Here is a 25,508-nt window from a genome sequence, read left to right on the forward strand (position 1 = left end):
GGTGGGTCCTGCGACCGTGGAACGGCGCCGGGGAGCATGATGCCCAGACATGAGCCGGGTGCATGCGTTCTCCGACGACGCTCTGGGTGATGCCGACGCCGTCGAGCTGGCGGATCGGGTCCGACGGCGCGAGACCTCCGCCGCCGAGCTGCGGAACGCGGTCGCCGAGCGGGCCGCGCTGGTGGATCCGCAGCTGCGCGGCCTGGCCCTGGACCGGATCGCCGATCCGGTGTCCGGGGAGCGGGCCGGACCGCTCGCGGGCGTCCCCACCCTGGTCAAGGACAACACCGACGTCCGCGGCTGGCCGGTCGGCAACGGCACCACCGCGTACGTCCCGGCACCGGCGCGGGAGCACGCCGAGGTCACCCGGCAACTGCTGGCGACCGGGTTGGACGTGCTGGGCCTGACCCGGATGCCCGAGTACGGCCTGAACGCCTCCACCGAGTACGCCGTCGCCGAGCCGACCCGCAATCCGTGGGATCCCCGGTTCTCGGCCGGGGCGTCGTCCGGCGGGTCGGCCGCGCTGGTCGCCGCCGGGGTGGTGCCGGTGGCGCACGCGAACGACGGCGGCGGATCGATCCGGATCCCGGCGGCGGCCTGCGGGCTGGTCGGGTTGAAGCCGACCCGGGGCAGGCTCGCGCCGAACGCGAACGGCGCCCGGATGCCGATCGACCTGGTCGCCGACGGGATCGTCTCCCGGTCGGTGCGCGACACCGCGACCTTCCTCGCCGCCGCCGACCGGTACCGCCGCAATCCGGCGCTGCCGCCGGTCGGCCTGGTCGAGGGCCCGGCCCGGCGCCGGCTGCGGATCGGCCTGGTCCTGGACTCCCCGACCGGTGCGCAGATCGACGCCGAGACCCGGACCGCGGTCACCGAGATGGCGGAGCTGCTCGGCAAGCAGGGGCACCTGGTGGAGCCGGCGACGACCGGGATCGGCTCCCGGTTCGTCGATGACTTCCTGGACTACTGGGGACTGCTCGCGTTCTCGGTGGTCACCGGCGGGCGATGGCTGCACGGCCGCACGTTCGACCCGGAGCGGCTGGACGCGCTCACCCACGGCCTGGCCGACCACTACCGCAAGGCGATGGCCCGCACCCCGGTTTTCCTGCACCGGCTGCGCCGGGTCGCGCAGTCCTACACCGAGCTGTTCACCCGGCACGACGTGCTGCTCTCACCGGTGCTGGCGCACACCCCTCCGGAGATCGGGTGGCTGAGCCCCACGGTCGGGTTCGACGAGCTCACCCGGCGGCTGCTCGACTACGTGGCGTTCACCCCGCTGTGCAACGTCGCGGGCGCACCGGCGATCGCGGTACCTGCCGGGACGGCGGCCAACGGGCTGCCGCTGGGGGTGCACCTGTCCACCGCCGCCGGGGACGAGCGCACCCTGCTGGAGCTGGCGTTCGCGCTGGAGTCCGACCGGCCGTGGCCGCGGATCCAGGGCTGAGCGGCTTCCAGGTCCGAGCCGGCGCTCACACGTTGCCGCGGCGCTCCTGTTCCCGCTCGATCGCCTCGAACAGGGCCTTGAAGTTGCCCTTGCCGAAGCCCAGCGAGCCGTGCCGCTCGATCAGCTCGAAGAACACGGTCGGCCGGTCCCCCACCGGCTTGGTGAAGATCTGCAGCAGGTAGCCGTCCTCGTCGCGGTCGACCAGGATCCCGCGCGAGCGCAGCTCGTCGATCGGCACCCGGACCTGCCCGATGCGGGCGCGCAGGTCCGGATCGTCGTAGTAGGCGGCGGGGGTGTCGAGGAACTCGACGCCGCGGGCGCGGAGCTCGTCGACGGTGCGCAGGATGTCGTTCGTGGCGAGCGCCAGGTGCTGGACGCCGGGGCCGCCGTAGAACTGCAGGTACTCGTCGATCTGCGAGCGCCGCCTGCCCGGCGACGGCTCGTTTAGCGGGAACTTCACCCGGTGGTTGCCGCTGGCGACGACCTTGCTCATCAGCGCCGAGTACTCGGTCGCGATGTCCTCGCCGACGAACTCGGCCATGTTGGTGAAGCCCATGATCCGGCGGTAGAAGTCGACCCAGGTGTCCATCCGGCCGAGCTCGACGTTGCCGACGACGTGATCGAGCGCCTGGAACAGCCGCGGCCCGCGGGCCACCGTGGACGACCGGGCGACGTATCCGGGCAGGTAGGGGCCGGTGTAGCGGGAGCGGTCGACGAGGGTGTGCCGGGTGTCGCCGTAGGTCGCGATCGCGGCGGTACGGACGGTGCCGTGCTCGTCGGTGGCGTCGTGCGGTTCGACGAGCACGGTGGCGCCGTGTGCGCGGGCGTGGTCGATGCAGCGGTCCACATCGGGCACCTCGATGGCGATGTCGACGATGCCGTCGCCGTGCGCGCGGTGGTGGTCGGCGACCGGGCTGACCGGGTCGACGGCGCCGCGCAGCTCGAACCGGACCGCCCCGGAGCGCAGCACGTAGGCCTGGTGGTCGCGGTTGCCGGTCTCCGGGCCGGAGTAGGCGACCAGCTCCATCCCGTACACGACCTGGTGGGTCAGGGCGGCCTGGGTCGCGTTGCCGACCGCCCAGATCACCGCGTCCCAGCCGGTCACCGGGAACGGATCGTGCGAGTCGTCGTGCTCGACCAGGCCGACCAGGCGGCGCAGGGCGTCGGCGTCCAGCTCGGCCAGCCGTTCGGCGTCGGTGAGGGTGTGCTCGACGGTCATCGGGTCACCTCCGGTGGGTGCTCGGGTGTGCACCGAGGACACCTCAGCCCGACGAACTCGGCAACCAGCCCATCTGCTGCTGGTACCACCGCCCAGTTCAGCCCGGGAGAACACCCGGTTCACCGGGCATGCAGCCCAGGAGCGTGCCGTCACACTCCCGGGCCGCGCCCGGCCCAGCTCCAGGCGTAGGCCGGATCCTCCACCGCCCGTCCACCCTCGCCGAGCGCCAGCGGCGCGAAGGTGTCGACCATGACGGCGAGCTCGTCGAAGTACTCCGCGCCGAGCGACCGCTCGACCGCGCCGGGCTGCGGGCCGTGCGAGTGGCCGCCCGGGTGCAGCGAGATCGAGCCCTGCCCGATCCCCGAGCCCTTGCGGGCCTCGTAGTCGCCGCCGCAGTAGAACATCACCTCGTCGGAGTCCACATTGGAGTGGTAGTACGGCACCGGCACCGCCAGCGGGTGGTAGTCGACCTTGCGCGGCACGAAGTTGCAGATCACGAAATTGCGGCCCTCGAAGATCTGGTGCACCGGCGGCGGCTGGTGCACCCGGCCGGTGATCGGCTCGAAGTCGGCGACGTTGACGGTGTACGGGTACAGGCAGCCGTCCCAGCCGACGACGTCGAACGGGTGGGTGGGCACGACGTGCCGGGTCCCGGTGATGCCGTGCTCCCCGCCGCGGTGCTTGACCAGGACCTCGACGTCGGTGCCGTCCGCCAGCAGCGGGCCGTCCGGCCCGTGCAGGTCGCGCTCGCAGTACGGGGCGTGTTCGAGCAGCTGGCCGTAGCGGGACAGGTAGCGGGCCGGCGGCCCGATGTGCGAGCTCGCCTCGATCGCGTAGAGCCGCAGCGGGTCCGAGCCGGTCGGCACCCAGCGGTGCGTGGTGGACCGCGGGAGGATCACGTAGTCGCCCTCGCGGGCGTCGACCGCGCCGAACACCGTCTCCACCACGGCGGCGCCGGACTCGACGTACACGCACTCGTCGCCGACGGCGTTGCGGTAGAGCGGCGAGGTCTCCCCCGCGACGACGTAGGAGATCCGGACGTCGGCGTTGCCGAGCACCAGCCGCCGCCCGGTGACCGGATCGACCGCCTTCCAGTCCGCCGCACCGAGCCCGTGCAGCCGCAGGTGCCGCGGGATCAGCGGCCGGTTCCCGGTGAGCTCCTGGTCCGGCGGGTCCCAGGGGGACGCGTCGACGATCGCCGACGGCACCCCGCGGTGGTACAGCAGCGACGAGTCCGAGGAGAAGCCCTCCTCCCCCATCAGCTCCTCGCGGTACAGCGTCCCGTCGGCGGCGCGGTGCTGGGTGTGCCGCTTCGGCGGGATCTCACCGGCTCTGCGGTAGTACGCCATCGGTCGTCTCCTCCCCGGTGGGGATCGGTGGGCCGGTCCGCGCGGTGGCGCGGTCGAGTGCGGCGAGCGTCTCGGCGCGCCCGGGTCGCTGCAGGACGGCGGCCACGTGCGCGTCCGGGCGCAGCAGCCACAGCTCGCCGGGCCGGCTCTCGAGCACTCGTGCCACCGCCGATCCGGGTTCGACCGGCAGCACCCGGACCGGGTCCGGCGCGGTACCCGCGGCGGCGCGGACCGCATCGAGATCGGCTCCGGCCGTGCCGAGCAGCAGGAACCCGTCCCGGGCGACGGCGCGGAGCCGGGTGGTCGTGCCGTCCGGGAGGGTCAGCGGGGTGTCCGGCACCAGGACGCCCGGTGCGGCGGGCGGTGCCGTGCCGCGGGCCGGTCGACCGGCGGCCGGCCGGGTGGGATCCGGAGTCGTCAGCGGCGACCCGACGTACCGGAACGGCTCGCTGAGCCGGCCCGAGTCCACCAGCGCGCGAGCCGCCGGATCGCCCGCCGCCCGGGCGAGCACGTCGGCGCGGTGCCGGGCCCGCTCCGCGTCCGGCGGGACCAGGAAGTCCATCGTCGCCGCCGTCACCGCCAGGTTCTCCCGGGCCGCCGCGTGCCGCTCGTCGTGGTAGGTCTCCAGCAGCTCCTGCGAGGCTCGGCCGTACCCGGTCCAAGCGATCTTCCAGGCCGCGTTCTCGGCGTCCGCGACGCCCGAGTTCAGCCCGCGTGCCCCGAACGGCGACATCAGGTGCGCCGCGTCCCCGGCGAGCAGCACCCGCCCGGCGCGCATCCGGTCCGCGAGCCGCGCGTGGAACCGGTAGACCGACGACCACAGCACCTCGAACGGCACGTCACCGAGCACCCGGCGGATCCGCTCGTGCAGCGCCTCCGGCGCGGTCTCGCTCTCCGGGGCGACGTCGGAGGACACCTGCCAGTCGATCCGGAACGTCGAGTCCGGGCAGGGATGCACCAGGATCTGCCGGCCCGGGTTCGCCGCCGGGTCGAAGTGGAACCACCGCTCGGCTGCCCGGCCGGGCAGCTCGGCGCGGACGTCGCAGATCAGGAACCGGTCGTCGAAGCTGTGCCCGTCGAAGGCGATCCCGAGCCCGCGGCGCAGCCCACCGCTGTGCGCCCCGGAGCAGAGCACCAGGTAGGAGCCCCGGAGCTCGCCTGCCCGGGTGCGCGCGGTGACGCCGTCGGCGTCCTGGACAAGGCCGGTGACCTCGTGCGACCAGCGCAGATCGACCAGCGGGGCGGCGGCGATGCGCTCGTCGAGCAGCTGTTCGGTGCGGCTCTGCGAGATGTTCACGAACGGCGGGAACGGCGAGTGGCCGGGATCGGTCAGGGTGTGGCTGAAGATCTCGGCGTCGCGGTGGAACGTCCGGGCGGTCGTCCAGGTGATCCCCTCGTCGGCGATCCGCCGGCCGGCGCCGACCGCCTCCCACAGGTCCAGCGCGTCCCGGTGCTGGCAGATCGCCCTGGATCCGGCGGCGTCGCGCGCGGGGCGCCGCTCCAGCAGCACCGACGGCACCCCCCAGCGGGCCAGCAGCAGCGCCACCGTCTGCCCGACCGGACCGGCACCGACCACCAGTACCGGCTCGTGCGGCCACATCAGGCGTCCTGCAGCTGCGCCCAGACCTCCTGGTCGCGTTCGGCCGTCCAGATGATCGGGCGTTCGATCCCGGACAGCTCGTCCCACAGCCGGGAGACGTCGAACGGCAGGCAGTGCTCGAAGATCGGCCAGTGCCCGTAGTCGTCGACCAGGGCGGCGTGGGTGGCGTCGAACGCTTCCCGCAGCGTCCCGCCCCGGCGCTGCACAGCGCCCACCTCGTCGAGCATGACCTGCAGGAAGTGCCGGGTCTGGGCGATCGCGGCGTCCACCTCGGCGCGGCCCCGGCTGACCGCGCCGCGACCGCCGACGAGCTGCTCGGCCCGGTAGCCGTGGATCGCGTCCAGGGTGCTTGTCGACCAGTCCCGGTGGAACGCGTCGCCGGTGTAGAGCGCGGCCCGGGCCTCGACCAGATCGCCGGCGAACAGGATCCGGTGCCGCGGCAGCCAGGCCACGATGTCGCCTTCGGTGTGCCCACGACCGTGATGGGCCAGCACCAGCTCGCCGCGGTCGCCGCCGAGGTCGATGCTCAGCCGGTCGGCGAAGGTCAGGGTCGGGTGGGTCAGGCCGGGCACCGAGTCGGCGGCCTCGGCCAGGCGCGGCATCCGGGCGAACTCGCTCTCCCAGTCCTGCAGGCCGCGCTCGTCGATGAGCTCGGCGGTGGCCCGGTGCGCGAGGATCGTCTGCGCGTCGAACGCGGCGGCGCCGAGCACTCGTACCGCGTGATAGTGGCTCAGGGCCAGGTAGCGCACCGGTTTGTCGGTGTGCTCCCGTAGCCGGGCCAGCCACTTCCGGGCGGCGACCGGGGTCGCGAGCGCCTCGAAGCAGACCAGGAAGTCCTCGCCCTCGATCGCGCCGATGTTCGGGTCGCCGTCGGCGGTCAGCGCGTAGACGCCGTCGGCGAGCACTTCGAGGGTCTGTTCCTTCGCTGCGGTGTCCGCGGACGAGGCGAACGGCTTGGCCATGACGGGACCTCCCGGACGACGGTGTCGCCCCCGATACTCCCGGCGCCGGGGCCGGTTGCGCCAGCGGTCGGCGCCCTACTCTTCGACGGTGACGCCCGACGACCTGCATGGCCGCCCCGAGCCGGCCGGCCGGCCCCGCACCCACCCGCTCGACCCGGCCGGACTCGATCCCGCGCGGGCCGCGCTGCACGCCCGGATCGCCACCGGCCCGCGGAAGGCGCAGGCCCGGGTGCCGCTGACCGACGAGCGGGACCGGCTGCTCGGGCCGTTCGGGGTGATGCTGTTCTCCCCCCGGATCGGGGACGCCGTCCAGCAGGTCGGCGCGGCCCTGCGGTTCGACGACGATCTCCCGCCCCGGCTGCGCGAGCTGGCCGTGCTCGCCGTCGCCGTGCACCACCGCAGCGCGTTCGAGTGGGCCGCGCACGAGGGTCTCGCCCGGGAGACCGGCCTGTCCGCCCATCAGCTCCAGGCGCTGCTCGACGGCGCCGTCCCGGACGGTCTGGACGACGCCGAGGCGGCCGCGCTGGACGTCGTCCGGACCCTGCTGGTCACCCGCGACCTCGACGACGACCGGTACGCCGCGGCGCTGCAGGCGCTCGGCCGGGACACCCTCGCCGCGCTGGTGTGGCTGACCGGCTACTACGCGATGCTCGCCGGGGCGCTGGCGGTTTTCCGCCCGCAGTGAGGGGAATGCGCACACCGCCCGGCCTACCGCGGGTGGCCGCGAACGCGGATGCTGGTGGGGAACGCCGGACGCCGAGCGAGGGGAGCAGCGTGACCGGGACCGTCGTGGGGCAGACCGTCGCCTCCGCCATGCACACCTTCCCGAAGACCTGTGGACCGGCGACGACGGTCGCGCAGGCCCGGGAGCTGTTCGGCAGGCCGAAGGTGCACGCGCTGCTGGTGGTCGAGGGCGGACTGCTGCGCGCCGTCGTGGAGCGGGCGGACCTGGCCGGGCTCGCCGGCGACGCACCGGCCGTAGCGGCCGGCGGGCTGGCCGGCCGGACCGTCGGCCCGGCCGCCGACCTGCGGGACACCTGGGACGGCATGGCTCGCGAGGGCCGGCGCAGGCTCGCGGTGGTCGGCGACGACGGCCGGCTGCGCGGGCTGCTCTGCCTGAAGCGGACCGGTCGCGGTTTCTGCTCCGACGAGGGCATCCGCGCCCGGGAGCGGGAGCGCGCCGGGCTCGGCTGAGCCCACCCGATCCGGTGATCAGCACCACATCCGTGTGAGGGAGTGCCCGGTTGGGCACTCCCACTCTCGCAGGCAACCCCCAGGAGGTCATCGTGTCGTTCACCGACAAGATCAAGAACAAGGCCGAGAACGCCGCCGGCGTCGCCAAGGAGAAGGCCGGCGAGGCGACGGGTGACAACGAGCTCCGCGTCGAGGGCAAGGCCGAGCAGAGCAAGGCCTCGCTGAAGGACGCCGGCGAGAAGGTCAAGGACGCGGCCTCGAACGTCAAGGACGCATTCAGCAAGGACTGATCCGCTCGGGCCGCCCGCGGAACCCCGGCCGGGGTTCCGCGGGCTCGCGCGCCTCGTCAGCCGGCGGATCCCCGGGCCGCGGTCAGGCCCGCGGCGACCAGCGGAGCCGTCGCGTCGCCGATGCCCTCGAACCCCTCTCCGCGGGTGTCGCCGCGCAGGTGCCGCTCGTGGATGCCCTCGGCGATCACCGCGATCTTCAGGTAGGCCAGTCCGCGGTGGAACGCCCAGTCCCGCGGCTCCCGCTGCGACACCGCGGTGTACCGGGCGACCAGCTCGTCGGGGGCCGGCATCCGGGCGCTGGTCGAGGCGGCCGTCCCGGCCAGCACCGGCGCGAACACCTCGTCCCGGTAGACGGTGTGCAGGGCGAGATCGGCGAGCGGGTCGCCGAGGGTGGCCATCTCCCAGTCGACGACGGCGAGCACCCGGGACGGGTCCGCCCGATCCAGGATGGCGTTGTCGATCCGGAAGTCGCCGTGCACCACCGCCGCGGCGCTCTCCGCCGGGCAGGACGCGTCGAGCAGGGCATGCAGTGTGTCGACGTCGGGCAGATCCCGGGTGCGCACCCGCTGCCACTGCGAGTACCAGCGGTCGACCTGACGGCGCAGGTAGCCGGTGGGCTTCCCGAGCCCGGCGACCGGATCCGCGGTCACGTCCACGGCGTGCAGCGCCGCGAGCGTGTCGACCAGCGCGAACGCGCAGTCCCGGACCATCGCGTCGGACCAACCGGCCAGGTCTGCCTCGCCGCGCACCACGATCCCGTCGACGAACCCGGTCAGCGCGAACGGCACCCCGAGCACCGACTCGTCGGCGAGTGCGACGGCCGGGGCGACCGGGACGCCGGAGCCGGCCAGCGCGGCGACGAACCGGAACTCCCGGCCCATGTCGTGCGCCGACGGGGTGAGCGTGCCCAGCGGCGGGCGACGCAGGATCCAGGTGGCGGCGCCGTCGGTCACCCGGTAGGTCAGGTTGGAGCGGCCCCCGGAGACCAGCTCCGCGGTGACCCCGCCCCGGTAGCCCTCGACGTGATCGGTCAGGAAGCGGTCCAGCGCGACCAGGTCGAGCCCGTCCGGGCCGCTCACCGCGCGCCCGCCGGTCCGGCCGTCCCACCCGCGGCAGTTCCGTTCGCAGTTCCGTTCACAGTTGCGCCCACAGCGCTGTCCACAGCTGCGTCCGCGGCGCTGTCCGCGGCTGCCGCGGCCCGGCCGACCACCCGGCGGGCGATCGACCAGCGGTGCGTCTCGGACGGGCCGTCGTAGATCCGGAACGGTCGCACCTCGCGCAGGAACCGGCCCAGCAGCACGTCCCCGGAGACGCCGAGCGACCCGCAGAGCTGCAGCGACCGGTCCACCACCCGCCACACGGCCTCGGCGGTGAAGACCTTCGCGACCGACACCTCGGTCCCGGCGTGCCTGCCCCGGTCCAGCTCCCAGCAGGCCCGCAGGATCAGCCCGCGGGCGGCCGAGACGTCGATCTCGTTGTCGGCGATCATCGCCTGGGCCATGCCGAGGTCGCCGAGCCGGGACCCGAACAGCCGCCGCCGTGACGCGTGCGCCACCGCGATGTCCTGGGCCCGGCGGGCGATCCCGAGCCAGCGCATGCAGTGCGTCATCCGGGCCGGGCCGAGCCGCACCTGGGCGTAGCGGTAGCCCTGGTCGACCTCGCCGAGCACGGCGTCGTCACCGATCCGGCAGTCGTCGAAGGTGACCTCGAGATGCCCGCCGTGCAGGGACTCGTCGAGCGTCGGGATGTGCCTGCCGATCCGCATGCCCGGGTTGTCGGCGTCGACCAGGAACATCGTGGCGCCGCCACGGTCGCCGGGGACGCCCGCGGTGCGGGCCATCACGATCGCGAAGCCGGCGCCGTCGGCGCCGGTGATGAACCACTTGCGGCCGTCGATCCGCCAGCCGCCGGGCACCCGGGTCGCGGTGGTGCTCAGCGCGTCCGGATCGGATCCGGCGCCGGGGGCCGGCTCGGTCATCGCGAAGCAGGACCGCACGTCGCCCGCCGCGAGCGGGGCGAGGTAGCGCGCCTTCTGCTCGTCGCTCGCGATCTGCTCCAGCATGTGCACGTTGCCCTCGTCCGGGGCGGCGATGTTCAGCGCGATCGGGCCGAGCAGCGAGTAGCCGGCCTCCTCGAACACCGTGGCGCGCCCGCGCATGTCGAGGCCGTGACCGCCGAACTCCTCGGCCGCGTGCGGCGCGAACACCCCGGCCGCGCGGGCGCCGGCCTGCAGCTCGCGGCGGACCTGCTCGGACCCGGCGACGCCGTCGTTCGCCACCTCGATCGGGATCACCTCCTCCCGGACGAACCGGGCGGTACGGGCGGCGAGCTCGGCGACCAACGGATCCGGCTCGAAGTCGACGGCCATCTCTCCTCCTTGTTCGGCTAATAGGTATTAGCCAGTGATTAGCCACCATGTCCGCTGGTCTACGCAAGATGCTGCCGGACTTGTCACAGAGCTCGGGATAGACTGCTAGCCGTGCGGGACGCGGAGATCCGGGCGGCCGCGCTGGAGGAGTTCGTCCGGCGCGGCTACGAGGCGGCGACGATGGGCGACATCGGTGCCGCGGTCGGCATGCGCGGGCCCAGCCTCTACAAGCACGTCAGCTCGAAACAGGACCTGCTCGCCTCGCTGATGCACGCGACGATGACCGCACTGCTGCACGACCACGACACCGCGGTGTCCGGGGTGGCCGATCCGGTGGAACGGCTGCGGCGGGCGGTCGACGCGCACGTCCGGTTCCACGCCCGGCACCGGCGGGAGGCGTTCGTCGGGAACCGCGAGCTGCGCAGCCTGCTCGAACCGCACCGCTCGGTGATCCTCGGCCTGCGCGACACCTACGAGCAGCGGTTCCGCTCGCTGATCGCCGAAGGGGCCGAGCTCGGCGCGTTCCGGGTCGCCGATCCGCAGCTGGCGTCGTACGCGATCCTCGACCTGGGGATGGGCGTCGCCGTCTGGTTCCGGGAGGACGCCGGGCCGAGCGAGAACGAGGTGGCCTGGGCACAGGTGGAGTTCGCGTTGCGCCTGGTCGGCGCGACCGGCCCCTGATCGCTCACCCGGCGAGCAGCACGACGGCCAGCGCGGCGTCCCGCGGCCGGGTCAGGTCGAGTCCGGTCAGCACGGCGAACCGGCGCAGCCGGTTGAGCACCGTGTTGCGGTGGCAGTACAGCTGCGCGGCGACCGTCGAGATGCTGCCCGAGTCCAGGTAGGCCACCGCGGTCTCGCGCAGCAGCTCGGCCTCCTCCGGCCGGGCCGCGTCGAGCCCGCCGAGCAGCGCGCCGGCCAGTCCCCCGTGGTCGTCCAGCGCGTGCCGGGCGACCAGCGGCCACACCTCGCGTGGCCCGTGCGGGATGGTCGCCGCCGGCGGGAGCAGGTGCGCCATCCGGATCGCGGCGGCCGCCGCCCCCGGCACCGCACCGAGCCCGGCGACATCGCCGAGGACGACACATCCGATGCCGGCGGTGAGCCGCTGCTCCGGCGGGGCCGCGCCCGGCAGGTCGGCCGGCCAGAACGCCACCACCCCGAACTCGACGTCGCGCAGGTGCACCCCGGCCGTGCGGGCGGCCCGCCCGCGCAGCGTCGCGGCGTGATCGGCGAGGGCGGCGCAGACCGTGAACGTGGCGTGCTCGCCGATCCCGAGCGCCACCGCCAGCCGGGCGACCCGGTGCTCGACCGGAATCCCGGCGCGGAACAGCAGGTCGAGCAGCTGGCGCTGCTCGTCACGCTGCTGCTCGGCCAGCAGCGCCTGCTCGTCGAGGAACGCGAAGTGCACCTCGCGGGCGTAGGCGTCGACGACCGCCCACACCTGGTCGGCGTGCCGGACCAGTACGGCGGCGTCGGCGTCCTGGTCGAGCAGCGCCGACCAGAGGACCGGGAAGTCCAGCCGGACCGCGCGGACCAGGTCGTCGAGGTCGACGCCTTGGCGGGCCCGGTGCCTGCCGAGCCGGTCGGGGAGATCCCCGAGCTCGATCCGGCCGTCGGCCCGGGCGAGCTGGTCGACCAGCAGCGCCAGCGACTCCTCGGCGGTGCCGCGCAGGTCGGCCGGGGTGACCGGCTGGTCGTCGTAGTGGCCGTCCCGGTCGAGCCGGGCGAGGAACGCGGTGGCCAGCTCCGGTATCCGGCGCCGCAGCCGGGCCACCGTCCGGGCCCAGGCGTCCTCGGTGTCCATCCGCGTCACCCTGCCAGCTCAGCGGCCGCTGATCTCCCCTGCGGCGAGCCGGCGCAGCACCCCGGTCAGCACGTCCAGCCCGGCGCAGGCGTCGGCGTCGGTGGTGTGTTCGCGCTCGTTGTGGCTGATCCCGGCGACGCTGGGGACGAACAGCATGACGGTCGGGACGTGCCCGTTGAGATTGACCGAGTCGTGCCCGGCGACGGTCGGGATCCGCCGGTGACTCAGGCCGAGCCCGTCGGCGACCTCCCCGGCCAGCTCCACGCCGGCCGCCGGGAACGGCTGCACCCCCCAGCCGTGCGACCCGGCGATCACGATCTCGACCCGCGCCGACCGCTCGATCCCGGCGACCCGCTCGTGCAGCAGCGCATCGGCCCGGGCCAGCAGCGGCTCGTCCGGGGAGCGCAGGTCCAGGTTCAGAGTGGCCTCGCGGGCGACGGTGACCGGGCTGTTCGGCTCGACCTTCATCCGGGACACCGAGGTGTGCAGCGGCGCGTCCGCGGTGGACAGCTCGTCGGAGAGCTCGCGGGCCAGCACGACAAGCCGGGCGGCACCGAGCAGCGCGTCCCGCCGGTCGGCCATCACCGTCGATCCGGTGTGCGACTGCTCCCCGATCACCCGCAGGTCGTACTTCCGCGCCGCCCAGGTCGCCTCGACCAGGCCGATCGTGCTCCCGGTGTCCTCGAGCACCCGGCCCTGCTCGATGTGGATCTCGGCGTAGGCGGCGATGCCGGCGAGCGCGGGGGCACCGGTGCCGGTCCGGCCGGTCGCGGCGAGCCGGTCACCGACCCGGATCCCCGCCGGATCCCGGGTGTCGAGCGCCGCGCCGAGATCGAGTGCTCCGGTGAACACCGCGCTGCCGAACATGCTGGGTGTGAAGCGGGAGCCCTCCTCGTTGAACCAGTTGACCACCGCCAGGTTCAGCGGATGGCGCTCGCCGGCGAGCCGGTGCGCGGCGTGCGCCGCGGCCAGCACCCCGTAGGCGCCGTCCCAGCGGCCGCCGAACGGCTGGCTGTCCAGGTGCGATCCGACCAGTACGTAGGGCGCCCCCGGCGTGCGTTCCAGCAGCCCGAACTGGTTGCCGATCCGGTCGTGGACGACGGTGAAGCCGCGCGCGGCCAGCCATCGCCCGAACCAGGCCCACTGCTCGGTGTCGGCATCGGACGCGGCCTCGCGGTGCACGCCGCCGCGTTCGGTGGCGCCGAAGCCGGACAGGGTCGCGAAGTCCGCCAGGAAGGCCGGGCCGTCAGCGGTCATCGGGTCCTCCTCGTTCGCCGGTCATCCTCGTTCGCCGGTCCTCCATCGGAGCACGGCCGGGACGGGACGGCCATCGGCGCCGCGCCGCCGGTTGTGCGACCGCTGCTGTGCAGCTGCACAGCAGCCGGGCCGGAACGTCACAGCGGTGTTTCGTTGTGCAGACGCACAGTCCGGCGCCGGGAGATCGCGGCGAACGTGAGTTCCGCCGGGCGGCCGGGACGCCGATGCTGGCACGACCCACACGGACGGACCGGGAGGCGGCATGGCCGGCGAGACGGCGGGCGGGCAGACGAGCGGGCACGCGGGCGGGCGGGTCACCGTGACCGACGCCGAGGCACGGAAGGTCGCCTTCGGGGCATTCGTCGGTACCGCGCTGGAGTGGTACGACTTCTTCCTCTACGGCACCGCGGCCGCGCTGGTGTTCAACCGGCTCTACTTCGCGACCGACGACGTGCTGGTCTCCACCCTCGCCGCGTTCGCCTCGTTCGCGGTCGGCTTCGCGGCCCGCCCGCTCGGAGCGGTGATCTTCGGGCATCTCGGCGACCGGATCGGCCGGAAACGCTGTCTGATCATCACCGTCACGATGATCGGGATCGTGACCGGGCTGATCGGCCTGCTGCCCGACTTCGCCGCGATCGGGATCGCGGCGCCGCTGCTGCTGACCCTGCTGCGGCTGCTGCAGGGCGTCGCGGTCGGTGGCGAGTGGGGCGGCGCGGTCACCCTGGCCGTCGAGCACGCCCCGCCGGAGCGACGCGGCCGCTACGCCGCGATGCCGCAGATCGGCTCCCCGGTCGGGACGCTGCTGTCCTCGGGCGCCTTCCTCGCGGTCGCCCAGCTGCCCCCGGAGAGCTTCGACGCCTGGGGCTGGCGGATCCCGTTCCTGGCGGCGTTCCCGCTGCTCGGGATCGCGGTGTGGCTGCGCAGGCGGGTCGAGGAGTCCCCGCTGTTCGAGCGGATGCTGGCCCAGGACGAGCGGTCCTCGTCGCCGGTCCGTGAGGTGCTGCGCCGGGCCTGGCCGCAGCTGCTGGTCGGCGCGGGCACCACGCTGCTCGGGGTCGGCGGCTTCTACCTGATCACCACGTTCGTGATCAGCTACGGGACCTCCCAGCTCGGCCTGCCGAGATCGCTGATGCTCGGCGCCACCCTGGTCGCCGCCGCGATCGAGATCGGCGTGCTGATCCTGGGCGGGCGGCTCGCCGAGCGGTACGGCGCGTGGCGGGTGACGGTGGCCGGCGGCATCGCGTCGGCGCTGATGGCGTTCCCGGCGTTCTGGCTGATCGACACCGGCGCCGCGGCGGCGGTGATCATCGGGGTCACGGTGGCGACCGCTCTGCTCTCGATCCCCTACGCCGTGTCCGGGGCGCTGCTCACCGAGCTGTTCCCGCCGCACCTGCGCTACAGCGGCGTCGCCCTGTCGGCCAATCTCGCGGGCGTCGTGTCCGGGTTCGTGCCGCTGGTGGCCACCGCGCTGCTCGCCGTCGGCGCCGGGACCTCCACCCTGCCCGCGCTACTGCTGGTCGGGATCGCGCTGGTCACCACCGCATCGGGCGCGGTCGCGCCCCGGTTCTTCGCCGAGCGGGACCGGGTCGCCACCGGGGACTGATCCCGGCCGGCCCGCCGGATCGACCCGGCTCGGCGGGGCCGCCGAGCTCAGATCGAGGCGAGGATGTCGTAGTCGGCGCCGTCCGCGGTGGCGAGGTAGATGCGCTGCTCGGTGCGGGCCCCGGTGACCCGCACCGTCCCGCGCGGGCCGTCGTGACAGGACCGGTCGGCGACCTCGGTGAGCGGACCGATCTCGGCGGTCCCGGCCCGCCCGACCAGCTCGGCCAGTACCCGGACACCGTCGTAGCAGGACTCGCCGGGAGCGTTCAGTACCGGCGCTTCCGGGCCGAACCGGCGCACGTAGCGGGCCCCGAACCCGAGGCTCTCCGCGGTCGGCAACGACTCGAAGTATCCGGCGGCGGTGAACACGTCCCGGGACGCCCGGGCGCCGGTCTGGGCGAGCATGCTCTCGTCCATCAGCGGGGAGAACCGGGCACACCGGTCCTCCAGCCCGCGCCGGGCGAACTGCCGGTTGAACTCCACCGCGTCCCGGCCGACGAGCAGCATCAGCACCCCGTCGCCGCTGCCGGACTCGATCCGCTGCAGCACCGGTCCGAAGTCCACCGTCCCGAGCCCGACGAACTGCGCCCCGTCCAGCGGCGCCGCCCCGCGCTCGCGGAGGAACCGGCACACGAGCTCGGTCGAGCGGCGCGGCCACACGTAGTCGTTGCCGACCACGAACCAGCGCCGCACCCCGATCTCCTCGCCCATCCAGCGCAACGCGGGGAAGAGCTGGATCTCCGGGGTCTCCCCGATCGCGAACACCCCGGGGGTCGTCTCGCCGCCCTCGTAGAGCGCGGTGAACACGTACGGGACCCGGCCGCGCAACCGCGGGACCAGGTGCTGCCGGACCACCGAGGTGTGCCAGCCGACGACGGCGTCCACCCGGCCCGCGTCGACCAGCCGTCCCACCTCGTCGGCGACCCGCGCCGGGCCCGCGCCGCCGTCCACCACGATCATCCGGACTCCCCGGCCCAGGATCCCGCCCTCGGAGTTGATCTCCTCGGCGGCCAGCTGGGCACAGAGCAGGCAGGACGGACCGTAGAGCGCCTCCGAACCCGCGAACGGGATCACGAGGGCCACGGTGAACTCCGTGGAGCACCGGTAGTCCGTCATGTCCCATCACCTCGGTGTGCAGGTTTCGTCCGGCACAACGCACTCCGGCCCGCCGAGTATTTCCGGATCGGCAACCGGACCGGTTGCGGCGCACGTCCGTCGCGGCGTCCGCCGCCGCGCGGTGCGCCGGACGGTGCAGCGGCGCCCGGCATCCGCCGCGCCGGCCGGAATCGGCGGGGCATCGTGCCCACGGGGGCTCCCGTCCGGGGCCGCAGACGGCTATAGCTGTCCGGTATGGCCGCCACCGAGCACGCCGCCCCCGACCGGCACCGGCTGGGCCGCTTCGACGCGGCGAGCGTGCCGTCGGCCGAGCGTCGCCGGGTCTGGTCGGACGCGACGGCACGTTTCCTCGTGCCGCTGGAGATCCGGTCGCCCTCCCGATCGGTGGACGGCACGATCGGCGCCCGGCGCACCGCCGGGATCACCCTGTGCGAGCTGTCGGCCACCGCGCACCTCGCCGTCCGTACCCCGGCGCTCGCCGGAGGCGCGGGTGCCGGTCACGTGAAGGTCGCGCTGCCGGTACGCGGCCGGACGGCCGTCACCCAGAACGGCCGCCGGGTCGTGTTGTGCCCGGGCCAGCTGGCCGTCTACGACACCTCGCGCCCCTACTCGGTGGGCAGCGACGCCCCGTTCGGCCTGCTCGTCACGCTGATCCCCCGGGACGCGCTGGAACTCGACGACGGCCGGCTGGAGCGGATCGCGGCCCGCGCGCTGCACGGCCCGGCGCTGGCCGGGGTCCGGGACACGCTGCTCGGTGCGGCCGCGGCCGGGCTCACCGAACGCGCCCGGGACCTGCTGCTGGACCAGCTCGTCACGCTGGACCCGGACCGGCGGGTCACCGAACCCGGCCGGGACCGTCTGCGGGCGGCCGCGACCGAGCTGATCCACCGGCGGATCGACTCCACGGCGCTGGATCCGGAGTACCTGGCCGAGGCACTCGGGGTGTCCCGGCGCACGCTGTACCTGGCGTTCGCACCGGAGGGACGGTCGGTCGCGGCGACCATCCGGCACGCCCGGCTGGAGCGGGCGCGCGGGCTGCTCACCGGACCGGACCGGCACGACCTGCAGATCGCCGAGGTCGCGGCGGCCTGCGGGTTCTCGGGAGCCGCGCACTTCAGCAGGCTGTTCCGGGCCGAGTTCGGCGCGCCACCATCCGGCTTCCGGGACCGGCCCGGTGGCGGCTGCACGGATCGTCAAGCCGGGTCGGGCGATCGCTCGTAGCGTCCTGCCCATGGCTGAGAAGATCGTCCGGGTGGCGGCGGTGCACGCCGCCGCCCCGTTCCTGGACCTGGCCGCCGGTGTCGAGCGGACCTGCGAGTTCATCCGTGAGGCCGGCCGGACCGGTGCCCGGCTCGTGGTGTTCCCCGAGACCTTCCTGCCCGGCTACCCGCACTGGATCTGGTCGCACACCACCAAGTACGCGGCACCGCTGTTCGCCGAGCTGTTCGCGAACTCGATCGAGCTGCCGAGCCGGGAGTCGGCGGCGATCGGGGCGGCCGCACGCGACGCCGGGGTGTGGGTGGTGCTCGGCGTGGACGAGCGGGAGGGCGGCACCCTCTACAACACCCAGGCCTACTTCGGCCCGGACGGGCGGCTGGTCGCCCGGCACCGCAAGCTGCACCCGACCAATGTCGAGCGGACCGTGTGGGGCCGGGGCGACGGCCAGGACGTGTTCGTCGTGGACACCGGGTTCGCCCGGCTCGGCGGCCTGATCTGCTTCGAGCACAGCATGGACCTGCCCCGCTACGCGCTGGCGACGCTCGGCGAGCAGATCCACGTGGCGGCCTGGCCGGCGATCAACGCGACGCACGCCGACCCGAACGCCGGCGACTTCGACCACTACTCGACCACCCTCGCCCAGGCGCACGCGATCTGCGCGCAGACCTACGTGATCGTCTCCCAGGGGATGGTCACCCAGGAGATCATCGACCGGCTGGACGTCGCTCCGGGGCCGGATGCACCCACCCTCGGCGGCGGGCTGACCGGCTTCGTCGGCCCGAACGGCCAGTGGCTGGCCGAGCCGCACCGGGACACCGAGCGGGTGGTGACCGCCGATCTCGATCTGGGCGTGATCCCGTTCGCCAAGTACTTCGCCGACGGCGCGGGCCACTACGCCCGGCCCGACGTGTTCAGCTTCGGCATCGACCGCACACCGCAGACCCCGCTGAGCCGGCCGGTCGGGCCGGTGGAACCGATCGAGTCCGCCGAAGCCGGTGCCGATGGCACCGGGATAGTGCTCAGCGTGCACTGAGGCTGCTCCGGACGGAGCAACCGGCGCGTTCCGCGGAACGCGGCAGGCTCCCGTCCGACACGTTCCGCGGAACGCAGCGGGCTCCCCTCCGGCACGTTCCGCGGAACGCAGCGGGCTCCCGTCCGGCGCGTTCCGCGGAACGCGGTGGGCCCTCATCCGGCTCATCCGGCGCGTTCCGCGGAACGCGACGCGGCCCATCCGGCACGTTCCGCGGAACGCGGCGTGACGCTCGTTCCGCCCACGGCCGAGGGTCGAGTGCTGCTGCTCGGCCGGGCCGAGCGTGACTCCCCGGCGCCGACCGCGACCCTCGAGGAACTCGCGGAGCTGCTCGGGGAACCGGGGCGGGCGGGCCGGCCGAGGCCCACCCCGGCAGGCGTCCGGTCGCCCCGATCCCCGAGCAGCCCTCGGGTCAGCGCCCCGGGTAGAGCGGGCGACGCGCGACCAGGGCCGCGACACGCTCGCGCAGGACGGTCGCCCGCGCGGCGTCGAAGGCCGGGGCGAGCGCCTCGGCGACGATGTCCGCGACCTCACGGAAGTCATCGGCGTCGAACCCGCGGGTGGCCAGCGCCGGGGTACCGATCCGCAGCCCGGAGGTGATCATCGGCGGGCGCGGGTCGAACGGCACCGCGTTGCGGTTCACGGTGATCCCGACGTCGTGCAGCCGGTCCTCGGCGGCCCGGCCGTCCAGCTCGGAGTTCACCAGGTCGACCAGCACCAGGTGGACGTCGGTGCCGCCGGTGAGCACCCGGATGCCGGCGTCCGCGCAGTCCTGGGCCACCAGCCGCTCGGCGAGCAGCCGGGCGCCCTGCACGGTGCGCCGCTGGCGCTCGGCGAACTCCTCGGTGGCCGCGATCCGCAACGCGACCGCCTTGGCCGCGATCACGTGCTCCAGCGGGCCACCCTGCTGGCCGGGGAACACCGCGGACGACAGCTTCTTCGCGTGCTCGGCGCGGGCCAGGATCAGCCCGCCGCGCGGGCCGCCGAGCGTCTTGTGTGTGGTGGTGGTGACGACGTCCGCCCACGGCACCGGGCTCGGGTGCTCCCCGGCCGCGACCAGCCCGGCGAAGTGCGCCATGTCCACCATGAGCAGCGCGCCGACCTCGTCGGCGATCCGCCGGAACTCGGCGAAGTCCAGCTCACGCGGGTACGCCGACCAGCCCGCGATGATCATCTTCGGCTGCTCGGCGCGGGCGACGCGCTCGACCTCGGCCATGTCGACCAGGCCGGTCGTGGCGTCGACGTGATAGGCCGAGACCCGGTAGAGCCGGCCCGAGAAGTTGAGCTTCATGCCGTGCGTGAGGTGCCCGCCGTGCGCCAGGTCGAGGCCGAGGATCCCGTCGCCTGGCTGCAGCAGCGCCGCCATCGTGGCCGCGTTGGCCTGCGCACCGGAGTGCGGCTGCACGTTGGCGTACTCGGCGCCGAACAACTCGCGGGCCCGGTCGATCGCCAGCTGCTCGACGACGTCGACGTGCTCGCAGCCGCCGTAGTAGCGCCGGCCCGGGTAGCCCTCGGCGTACTTGTTGGTCAGGACCGAGCCCTGGGCCTCCAGCACCCCGACCGGGGCGAAGTTCTCCGAGGCGATCATTTCCAGGGTGTCGCGCTGCCGGTTCAGCTCGGCGTCGACGGCCTTCGCGACCTCCGGGTCGACGTCGGCCAGTGATGCGGTGAAGGTGTCGCTCACGCGCTCTTCTCCTCGGTCAGCGAGCGGTACTCGGCGGCGGTCAGCAGCTCGGGGACGCCGGCGTCGCCGGGCTCGACCCGGAACAACCAGCCGCTGCCGTAGGGGTCCTCGCCCGCGGTCTCGGGCGCGTCGTCGAGGGCGTCGTTGACGGCGGTGACGGTCCCGTCGAGCGGGGCGAACAGGTCGCTCACCGACTTGGTGGACTCGATCTCACCGCAGGCCTCGCCCGCGGTGACGGCGTCGCCCGCCGTGGGCAGCTGCACGAACACGACGTCGCCCAGCGCCTCGGCGGCGTGCGCGGTGATGCCGACGGTGACGGTGCCACCCTCGACCCGTACCCACTCGTGTTGCTCGGTGTAGCGCAGGTCGTCGGGAACTGACATGTCGGGTCCTCTCACTCGGAACGGGTGTGGATGGGCAGGTCGACGTCGACCGGTTCGGACCAGCCTCGGACGTCGACGGCGAGCGCGGTGCCGGGCTCCGAGACTGCCCGATCGCCGACGGCGATCGCGACCGGGTGGTGCAGAGTCGGGGACAGCACGCCGCCGGTCACCTCGCCGGCGGCGGGGAGCACCGGAGGGCCGGCCGGCGCCGCGGCGCGTGGCGCCCGGGGAGGTCGCTGCCGTACCGGACCGGTATCGCCCGGCCGGCGGAGGTCGCTGACGGCCGCGCGGGGTGCGGCGGGCGTGTCGTGCAACGCGGAACGCGGCAGCTCGGGCCGGCGCTGATCGAGCTCGGTCATCGTGGTGGTCACCCCGGGTGTGACGCGTGGACGGTGCCGCCCACACGATCCCCCTCTGTCCCGAGCCTGAGAGATTCACCGGCGCACGACCGGCTTACACCATCGGCGAGGCGTGTCCGACGCCTGCTTTCCAGAGTGGCCTGGCCCGGGCGGTGGGGGGTACCTGAGAGTTTGGCGGGGTGCTTGCTCCTCCGGTGCCTGCCCGGGCACCAGGGGTGCCGCGTCGTCCGACAGGTCTCTTCCGCGCGGGCTCGTACAGCCCGATCTTCAGTTGTCGGGAGGACGATACCCATTCCCGGGGCCCGGGGAAGGGTCCGACGGATCACCGCGATCGACTGCTCGCCCCGCTGCCGCCGGCGGGAGTGTGCCGGGTTACCCACACGCAGCGCCGCACCCCGGTTAGACTCCTTGGCATGTCAACGGATCCTGACGCGTTCGCCGGGGGCGGCCGGGACGCCGGTCTCGCCTTCGACGCGCTCGCCGATCCGGTCCGCCGCCGAATCCTGACGGTGCTGGCCGAGAGCGACGAGTGCAGCGCCGGCGAGCTCGCGGACCGGATCACCTCGGTCGGCCGGACCGCGGTCTCCACCCACCTGCGGGTGCTGCGGATCGCCGGCCTGGTCAGCGAGCGCCGGTCCGGCCGGTTCCGTTACTACTCGATCGAGCCCGGCGGCGCCGCGGCCGACGTGATCGCGCTGCTCAGGAGCCTCTTCCAGTCCTCGCTCGGCGAGGCCCGGTCCGCTGCGGAGAACGCGGCCGGACGGCAGGAGGCAGCCGGGTGACCCGGCGCGCCACCGGACCCCGCTGATCGGCACCCCGCCCGCCGACATGGGGACGATCGCGGTCGCGGTGGAGGAGTTCGCCGCCGTCGCACCCGGTGTCGTCTTCGATCGGTTCGGCCGCGACGGCGGCGGCTGGCTGTTCGGTGCGCACTGCGACCGGGTCGCGCTGGGCCAGCCGGTGACCCTGCAGGCACCCATCGGCGAGGGCCCTCCGGTCGACGTCCTCGGCCGGATCAGCGGCCTCCGCAGGCCGCACATGATCACGATCACCCACGACCAGCCGTGGCGGGGTCGCATCCGGCTGCGCTTCGCCGCGGCCCCGGGCGGCACCCGGATCCGGCTCGACGCCGGGATCGACGCCCAGGGAATGGAGTGGCTGATGCGCCGGCGCGGGCACCCGGTGCGCGACAGCGCCGCCACCGGCCCCCGGATCGGCGCCCTCACCAGCCGGTCCGGCTCGGGGAGCCTGTTCGCCTCGGCCGTGGCCAACGTCGCCGCCCTCGCGGTCGACGAGGTCAATGCCGACGGCGGGATCGACGGGCACCCGGTCGAGCTGCTGCACGCCGACGACGCGACCGATCCCGGCACCGGCGCCCTGGAGGCGCTGCGACTCGCCCGTGCGGGCTGCCGGACGATCTTCCTGATGACGACGTCGGCGACCTACCAGGCGGTGTCCGCGGCGCTGACCGGCCGGGACGTGCTGGTCGTGCACACCAACATGAACGAGGGCGGTGGCGAGTCGCGGCTGCGGATCCGGCTCGGGGAGCGGCCGCACACCCAGATCACGCTGGCGGCCCGGCCGCTGATGCAGTCGGCCGGCGGGCGGCGCTGGTTCCTGGCGGGCAACGACTACGTCTGGCCGCGGGCGGTGAACCGGGTCGCCCGCGAGGTGCTCCCGGACAGCGGCGCCGTGCTGGTCGGCGAGGGTTACGCCCCGCTCGGCGCCCGCGACTTCGGCCCGCTGATCGAGCGGATCGCCGCCGCCGGGGCCGACATCGTGCTGGACACCTTCGTCGGCGCCGACGCGGCCGCGTTCGAGCGACAGTGCCATGCGATGGGCCTGCGCGACCACACCGTCAGCCTCGGCCCGGCGATGGACGAGGCCACCCTGGAACGGATCGGGTTCGAGGCGTCCGAAGGCATCCACGGGGTGTCCGGCTACTTCCAGCACCTGCAGACCGAACGCAACGGGACGCTGCTGGAGCGCTACCGCGAGCGGTTCGGCCGCTGGGCGCCGCCGCTGTCCAGCCTGTCCGAGTCGATGTTCGAGGCGATCCACGTGTGGGCGGCCGCGGCGCGGCACGTCCGGTCCACCGAGCCGACGCCGGTGGCCGACGAGATCCGGCGGGGCCGCTACGAGGTGCCGCGCGGCACCATCGCGCTGGAGGGCAGCCATCACATGGAGCAGCCGCTCTACCTGGCCGCGGCCCGCGGGTCCACCTTCGGGTCGATGTCCGATGTCGAGGGCCGGTCCTGATCTCGGACAGATGACGGGCGCTTGTCGTCCACATCAGATCTCCTGTCAACGCGTCGACAAACATTGACATGACAGTGCGGGCTCCTTAGCTTTCTCGCATCCCCCCGGATGTGAGGAGTACCGCTCGATGGCGATTCCACCCCCCGATCCCGCGCAACTCGCGGCGATCAACTCCCAGCACGCGTTCGGGCTGTCCGAGGCCGAGCTCGCCGAGTTCGGGCCCGCCGTGACCGCGACGCTCAGCGCGACCGACCGGGTCGAGGAGCTCTACCGGGCCTCCGCGCCCGAGGCGCCGGAGCGCGCCTGGGCCGAACCGGCCGACAACCCACTCGGTGGCTGGTACGTGACGACGTCGGTGCCCGGCGCCGCGGACGGCCCGCTCGCCGGGCGGACCGTCGCCCTCAAGGACAACATCTCGCTCGCCGGGGTCCCGATGACCAACGGCTCGGCGACCGTCGAGGGCTTCGTCCCGCTCCGCGACGCCACCGTCGCGACCCGGCTGCTCGCCGCCGGGGCGACGATCACCGGCAAGGCGGTCTGCGAGGACCTGTGCTTCTCCGGCGCCAGTTTCACCTCCCGGCCGTGGCCGGTGCGCAACCCCTGGGACCCCTCGCGGGCGGCAGGCGGCTCGTCCAGCGGCAGCGCCGCGCTGGTCGGCAGCGGCGCGGTCGATCTGGCCGTCGGCGGCGACCAGGGCGGCTCCATCCGCATCCCCAGCGCGTTCTCCGGCACGGTCGGACACAAGCCGACGCACGGTCTGGTGCCCTACACCGGGGCGTTCCCGATCGAGGCGACGATCGACCATCTCGGACCGATCACCCGGACCGTCTCCGACGCGGCCCTGATGCTCGGCGTGCTCGCCGGCGTCGACGGGCTCGACGCCCGCCAGCCCACCTCGCTGGAGCCGGTCGACTACCTCGCCGCACTCGGCGAGTCGGCGGCCGGGCTGCGGATCGGGATCGTCACCGAGGGCTTCGGCCGCCCGGAGAGCGACCCGGGTGTCGACCGGACCGTGCGGGAGGCGATCGGCGCCCTGCGCGAGGCAGGACTGACCGCCGAGGAGGTGTCGATCCCCTGGCACCTCGACGGCATGGCGGTCTGGAACGTCATCGCCACCGAGGGTGCCGCGTACCAGATGGTCACCGGCAACGCCTACGGGATGAACTACCCCGGTCTCTACGATCCCGAGCTGATCGCGCACTACGCGCGGCAGCGGATCGAACGCGGCGCGGAGCTGTCCAAGACGGTCAAGCTGGTCGGCCTGTCCGGCGGCTACACCTTCGGGCACGGCGGCGGCTCGTACTACGCGATGGCCCGCAACCTGGCCCTCGACCTGCGCGCGGCCTACGACGCCGCGCTGAGCAGCTACGACGTGCTGGTCATGCCGACCCTGCCCTACACCGCCCCGGAGCTGATCGGGCTCGACGCCGGCCTGGACAGCTACCTGCCCACCGCGCTCGGGATGATCGGCAACTGCGCCCCGTTCGACGTCACCGGGCATCCGGCGGCGAGCGTGCCGGCCGGCCTGGTGGACCGGCTACCGGCCGGTCTGATGATCGTCGGCAAGCGCTTCGACGACGCGACCGTGCTGCGCGTCGCACACACCTTCGAGCAGGCCGTCGGCGGCTTTCCCGCCCCGCCGGCGCTCACGACCGTAGGAGAACAGCAGTGAACGGAGTCTTCGACCTCGGCGGCACCGACGGATTGGGCAAGGTCGACAACGACCACATGTCCGAGCCGGTGTTCCGTGCGGACTGGGAGAAGCGCGCCTTCTCGATGTTCGCGCAGAGCGCCCGGGCCGGGCTGTTCAACGTGGACCAGTTCCGGCACGGCATCGAGAAGATGGAGCCGGGTGAGTACCTGATCTCGAACTACTACGAGCACTGGGCGCATTCGGTCGAGCACTACGCCGCGGCCGCGGGCATGCTGGACCCGGCCGAGCTGGAGGCGCGGACGACGTACTACCTGGAGAACCCGGACGCGCCGCTGCCCCAGCGGGAGACCGACACCGAGATCGTCGAGTTCGTCGACTGGGCGGTCACCAACGGGTTCCCGGCCCACCGCGAGTCGGACAAGGTCGCGCAGTTCTCGGTCGGCGACGAGGTCGTCATCTCCTCCGAGAGCCCGTACGGCCACACCCGCCGGGCCCGCTACATCCGCGGGCGCCGCGGCGTGATCAGTGCGGCGCACGGCACGTATCTCTACCCCGACACCGCGGGCAACGGGCTCGGCGACTGCCCCGAGCACCTCTACACCGTGCGGTTCGAGGCCACCGAGCTGTGGGGCGCCGAGTACGCGGACCCGAACGGCGCCAACTACTTCGACGTGTGGGAGCCGTACCTCACGCTCGTCCCCGCCACCCAGGGAGTCTGA

The 25,508-nt window shown here is 73.7% G+C and carries 24 protein-coding genes and 2 riboswitches; of the genes, 12 read left to right on the top strand and 12 right to left on the bottom strand.

All coding sequences use genetic code 11. The features are described 5' to 3' along the window. Positions 1–49: 49 nt before the first annotated feature. Positions 50–1,444 carry an amidase gene (locus tag Pdca_RS31130; protein ID WP_085910423.1) on the top strand — a complete coding sequence of 465 codons (1,395 nt, stop codon included), beginning with the start codon at positions 50–52 and terminating at the stop codon, positions 1,442–1,444. A 25-nt stretch (positions 1,445–1,469) separates the two neighbouring features. Here Pdca_RS31130 and hppD read toward each other — a convergent pair whose 3' ends face one another. From hppD to Pdca_RS31150, 4 genes are all read right to left on the bottom strand, one after another. Beyond that, on the bottom strand, positions 1,470–2,663 hold the full coding sequence (gene hppD / locus Pdca_RS31135; RefSeq protein WP_085910422.1) for a 4-hydroxyphenylpyruvate dioxygenase: 1,194 nt from the start codon (positions 2,661–2,663) through the stop codon (positions 1,470–1,472). Positions 2,664–2,812: 149 nt separating this feature from the next. Continuing rightward, the gene (locus tag Pdca_RS31140; protein ID WP_085910421.1) at positions 2,813–4,012 is read right to left on the bottom strand and encodes a homogentisate 1,2-dioxygenase; all 1,200 of its coding nucleotides are present in this window, start codon (positions 4,010–4,012) and stop codon (positions 2,813–2,815) included. Next, the gene (locus tag Pdca_RS31145) at positions 3,987–5,612 is read right to left on the bottom strand and encodes an FAD-dependent monooxygenase (protein WP_085910420.1); all 1,626 of its coding nucleotides are present in this window, start codon (positions 5,610–5,612) and stop codon (positions 3,987–3,989) included. Before Pdca_RS31145 ends, Pdca_RS31140 begins: the two co-directional genes overlap by 26 nt. After that, on the bottom strand, positions 5,612–6,574 hold the full coding sequence (locus Pdca_RS31150) for an MBL fold metallo-hydrolase (RefSeq protein ID WP_085910419.1): 963 nt from the start codon (positions 6,572–6,574) through the stop codon (positions 5,612–5,614). The genes Pdca_RS31145 and Pdca_RS31150 overlap by 1 nt, the downstream gene beginning before the upstream one ends. Positions 6,575–6,662: 88 nt before the next feature. On the opposite strand from Pdca_RS31150, the gene Pdca_RS31155 reads away from it, so the two are divergent. The 3 genes from Pdca_RS31155 to Pdca_RS31165 all read left to right on the top strand — a co-directional run bounded on the left by Pdca_RS31155 (position 6,663) and on the right by Pdca_RS31165 (position 8,058). After that, positions 6,663–7,259 (top strand): carboxymuconolactone decarboxylase family protein, encoded by a 597-nt coding sequence (locus Pdca_RS31155; protein WP_158092022.1) that lies wholly within the window; start codon positions 6,663–6,665, stop codon positions 7,257–7,259. Between the two features lie 89 nt (positions 7,260–7,348). Continuing rightward, positions 7,349–7,768, top strand: coding sequence for a CBS domain-containing protein (locus Pdca_RS31160; protein ID WP_158092021.1), 420 nt, complete (start codon positions 7,349–7,351; stop codon positions 7,766–7,768). A 50-nt stretch (positions 7,769–7,818) separates the two neighbouring features. Then, the gene (locus Pdca_RS31165; RefSeq protein ID WP_373865536.1) at positions 7,819–8,058 is read left to right on the top strand and encodes a CsbD family protein; all 240 of its coding nucleotides are present in this window, start codon (positions 7,819–7,821) and stop codon (positions 8,056–8,058) included. Between the two features lie 56 nt (positions 8,059–8,114). Here the strand turns inward: Pdca_RS31165 and Pdca_RS31170 are convergent, their stop codons facing one another. Both Pdca_RS31170 and Pdca_RS31175 read right to left on the bottom strand, forming a co-directional pair. After that, positions 8,115–9,137 (bottom strand): phosphotransferase family protein, encoded by a 1,023-nt coding sequence (locus Pdca_RS31170; RefSeq protein WP_085910415.1) that lies wholly within the window; start codon positions 9,135–9,137, stop codon positions 8,115–8,117. Further along, positions 9,134–10,426: an acyl-CoA dehydrogenase family protein gene (locus tag Pdca_RS31175; protein WP_085910414.1), complete on the bottom strand. Its 1,293-nt coding sequence runs from the start codon at positions 10,424–10,426 to the stop codon at positions 9,134–9,136. Before Pdca_RS31175 ends, Pdca_RS31170 begins: the two co-directional genes overlap by 4 nt. A 111-nt stretch (positions 10,427–10,537) precedes the next feature. Between Pdca_RS31175 and Pdca_RS31180 the strand changes: the two genes are divergently transcribed. Continuing rightward, positions 10,538–11,107 (top strand): TetR/AcrR family transcriptional regulator, encoded by a 570-nt coding sequence (locus Pdca_RS31180; protein WP_085910413.1) that lies wholly within the window; start codon positions 10,538–10,540, stop codon positions 11,105–11,107. A 4-nt stretch (positions 11,108–11,111) separates the two neighbouring features. On the opposite strand, the gene Pdca_RS31185 is transcribed toward Pdca_RS31180, so the two are convergent. Continuing rightward, on the bottom strand, positions 11,112–12,227 hold the full coding sequence (locus tag Pdca_RS31185) for a helix-turn-helix domain-containing protein (RefSeq protein WP_085910412.1): 1,116 nt from the start codon (positions 12,225–12,227) through the stop codon (positions 11,112–11,114). A gap of 18 nt (positions 12,228–12,245) precedes the next feature. Beyond that, positions 12,246–13,484, bottom strand: a complete 1,239-nt coding sequence (locus tag Pdca_RS31190) for a M20 family metallo-hydrolase (RefSeq protein WP_085910411.1) — start codon at positions 13,482–13,484, stop codon at positions 12,246–12,248. Positions 13,485–13,746: 262 nt separating this feature from the next. Between Pdca_RS31190 and Pdca_RS31195 the strand changes: the two genes are divergently transcribed. Further along, positions 13,747–15,087 (top strand): MFS transporter, encoded by a 1,341-nt coding sequence (locus tag Pdca_RS31195; protein WP_085910410.1) that lies wholly within the window; start codon positions 13,747–13,749, stop codon positions 15,085–15,087. A gap of 47 nt (positions 15,088–15,134) precedes the next feature. On the opposite strand, the gene Pdca_RS31200 is transcribed toward Pdca_RS31195, so the two are convergent. Continuing rightward, positions 15,135–16,202: a substrate-binding domain-containing protein gene (locus tag Pdca_RS31200; protein ID WP_166665872.1), complete on the bottom strand. Its 1,068-nt coding sequence runs from the start codon at positions 16,200–16,202 to the stop codon at positions 15,135–15,137. Positions 16,203–16,436: 234 nt separating this feature from the next. Here Pdca_RS31200 and Pdca_RS31205 point away from each other — a divergent pair, with 234 nt between their 5' ends. Together Pdca_RS31205 and Pdca_RS31210 are read left to right on the top strand one after the other, a co-directional pair. After that, a complete protein-coding gene (locus tag Pdca_RS31205) occupies positions 16,437–17,423 on the top strand; it encodes an AraC-like ligand-binding domain-containing protein (RefSeq protein ID WP_085910409.1) in 987 nt (328 codons plus the stop codon). Between the two features lie 10 nt (positions 17,424–17,433). Then, positions 17,434–18,453 (top strand): carbon-nitrogen hydrolase family protein, encoded by a 1,020-nt coding sequence (locus tag Pdca_RS31210; protein WP_085910408.1) that lies wholly within the window; start codon positions 17,434–17,436, stop codon positions 18,451–18,453. Positions 18,454–18,862: 409 nt separating this feature from the next. On the opposite strand, the gene glyA is transcribed toward Pdca_RS31210, so the two are convergent. Genes glyA through Pdca_RS31225 form a run of 3 tightly spaced genes read right to left on the bottom strand, consistent with a single transcriptional unit; the run spans position 18,863 to position 20,876 of the window. After that, positions 18,863–20,134 (bottom strand): serine hydroxymethyltransferase, encoded by a 1,272-nt coding sequence (gene glyA / locus Pdca_RS31215; RefSeq protein WP_085910407.1) that lies wholly within the window; start codon positions 20,132–20,134, stop codon positions 18,863–18,865. Then, positions 20,131–20,517: a glycine cleavage system protein GcvH gene (gene gcvH / locus Pdca_RS31220; protein ID WP_085910406.1), complete on the bottom strand. Its 387-nt coding sequence runs from the start codon at positions 20,515–20,517 to the stop codon at positions 20,131–20,133. The genes glyA and gcvH overlap by 4 nt, the downstream gene beginning before the upstream one ends. 11 nt (positions 20,518–20,528) lie before the next feature. Beyond that, positions 20,529–20,876 (bottom strand): glycine cleavage T C-terminal barrel domain-containing protein, encoded by a 348-nt coding sequence (locus Pdca_RS31225; protein ID WP_125911630.1) that lies wholly within the window; start codon positions 20,874–20,876, stop codon positions 20,529–20,531. Positions 20,877–20,921: 45 nt separating this feature from the next. Beyond that, positions 20,922–21,016, bottom strand: a riboswitch (glycine riboswitch). Then, positions 21,017–21,130: riboswitch (glycine riboswitch) on the bottom strand. A 159-nt stretch (positions 21,131–21,289) separates the two neighbouring features. Here Pdca_RS31225 and Pdca_RS31230 point away from each other — a divergent pair. From Pdca_RS31230 to nthB, 4 genes are all read left to right on the top strand, one after another. Then, positions 21,290–21,658 (top strand): ArsR/SmtB family transcription factor, encoded by a 369-nt coding sequence (locus tag Pdca_RS31230; RefSeq protein WP_085910404.1) that lies wholly within the window; start codon positions 21,290–21,292, stop codon positions 21,656–21,658. 46 nt (positions 21,659–21,704) lie between these two features. Next, positions 21,705–23,135: a substrate-binding protein gene (locus Pdca_RS31235; protein ID WP_085910403.1), complete on the top strand. Its 1,431-nt coding sequence runs from the start codon at positions 21,705–21,707 to the stop codon at positions 23,133–23,135. A 127-nt stretch (positions 23,136–23,262) separates the two neighbouring features. Beyond that, the gene (locus Pdca_RS31240; RefSeq protein ID WP_085910402.1) at positions 23,263–24,807 is read left to right on the top strand and encodes an amidase; all 1,545 of its coding nucleotides are present in this window, start codon (positions 23,263–23,265) and stop codon (positions 24,805–24,807) included. Beyond that, positions 24,804–25,508, top strand: coding sequence for a nitrile hydratase subunit beta (gene nthB, locus Pdca_RS31245; protein WP_085910401.1), 705 nt, complete (start codon positions 24,804–24,806; stop codon positions 25,506–25,508). Before Pdca_RS31240 ends, nthB begins: the two co-directional genes overlap by 4 nt.

The organism is Pseudonocardia autotrophica, from assembly GCF_003945385.1.
Classification (GTDB): domain Bacteria; phylum Actinomycetota; class Actinomycetes; order Mycobacteriales; family Pseudonocardiaceae; genus Pseudonocardia; species Pseudonocardia autotrophica.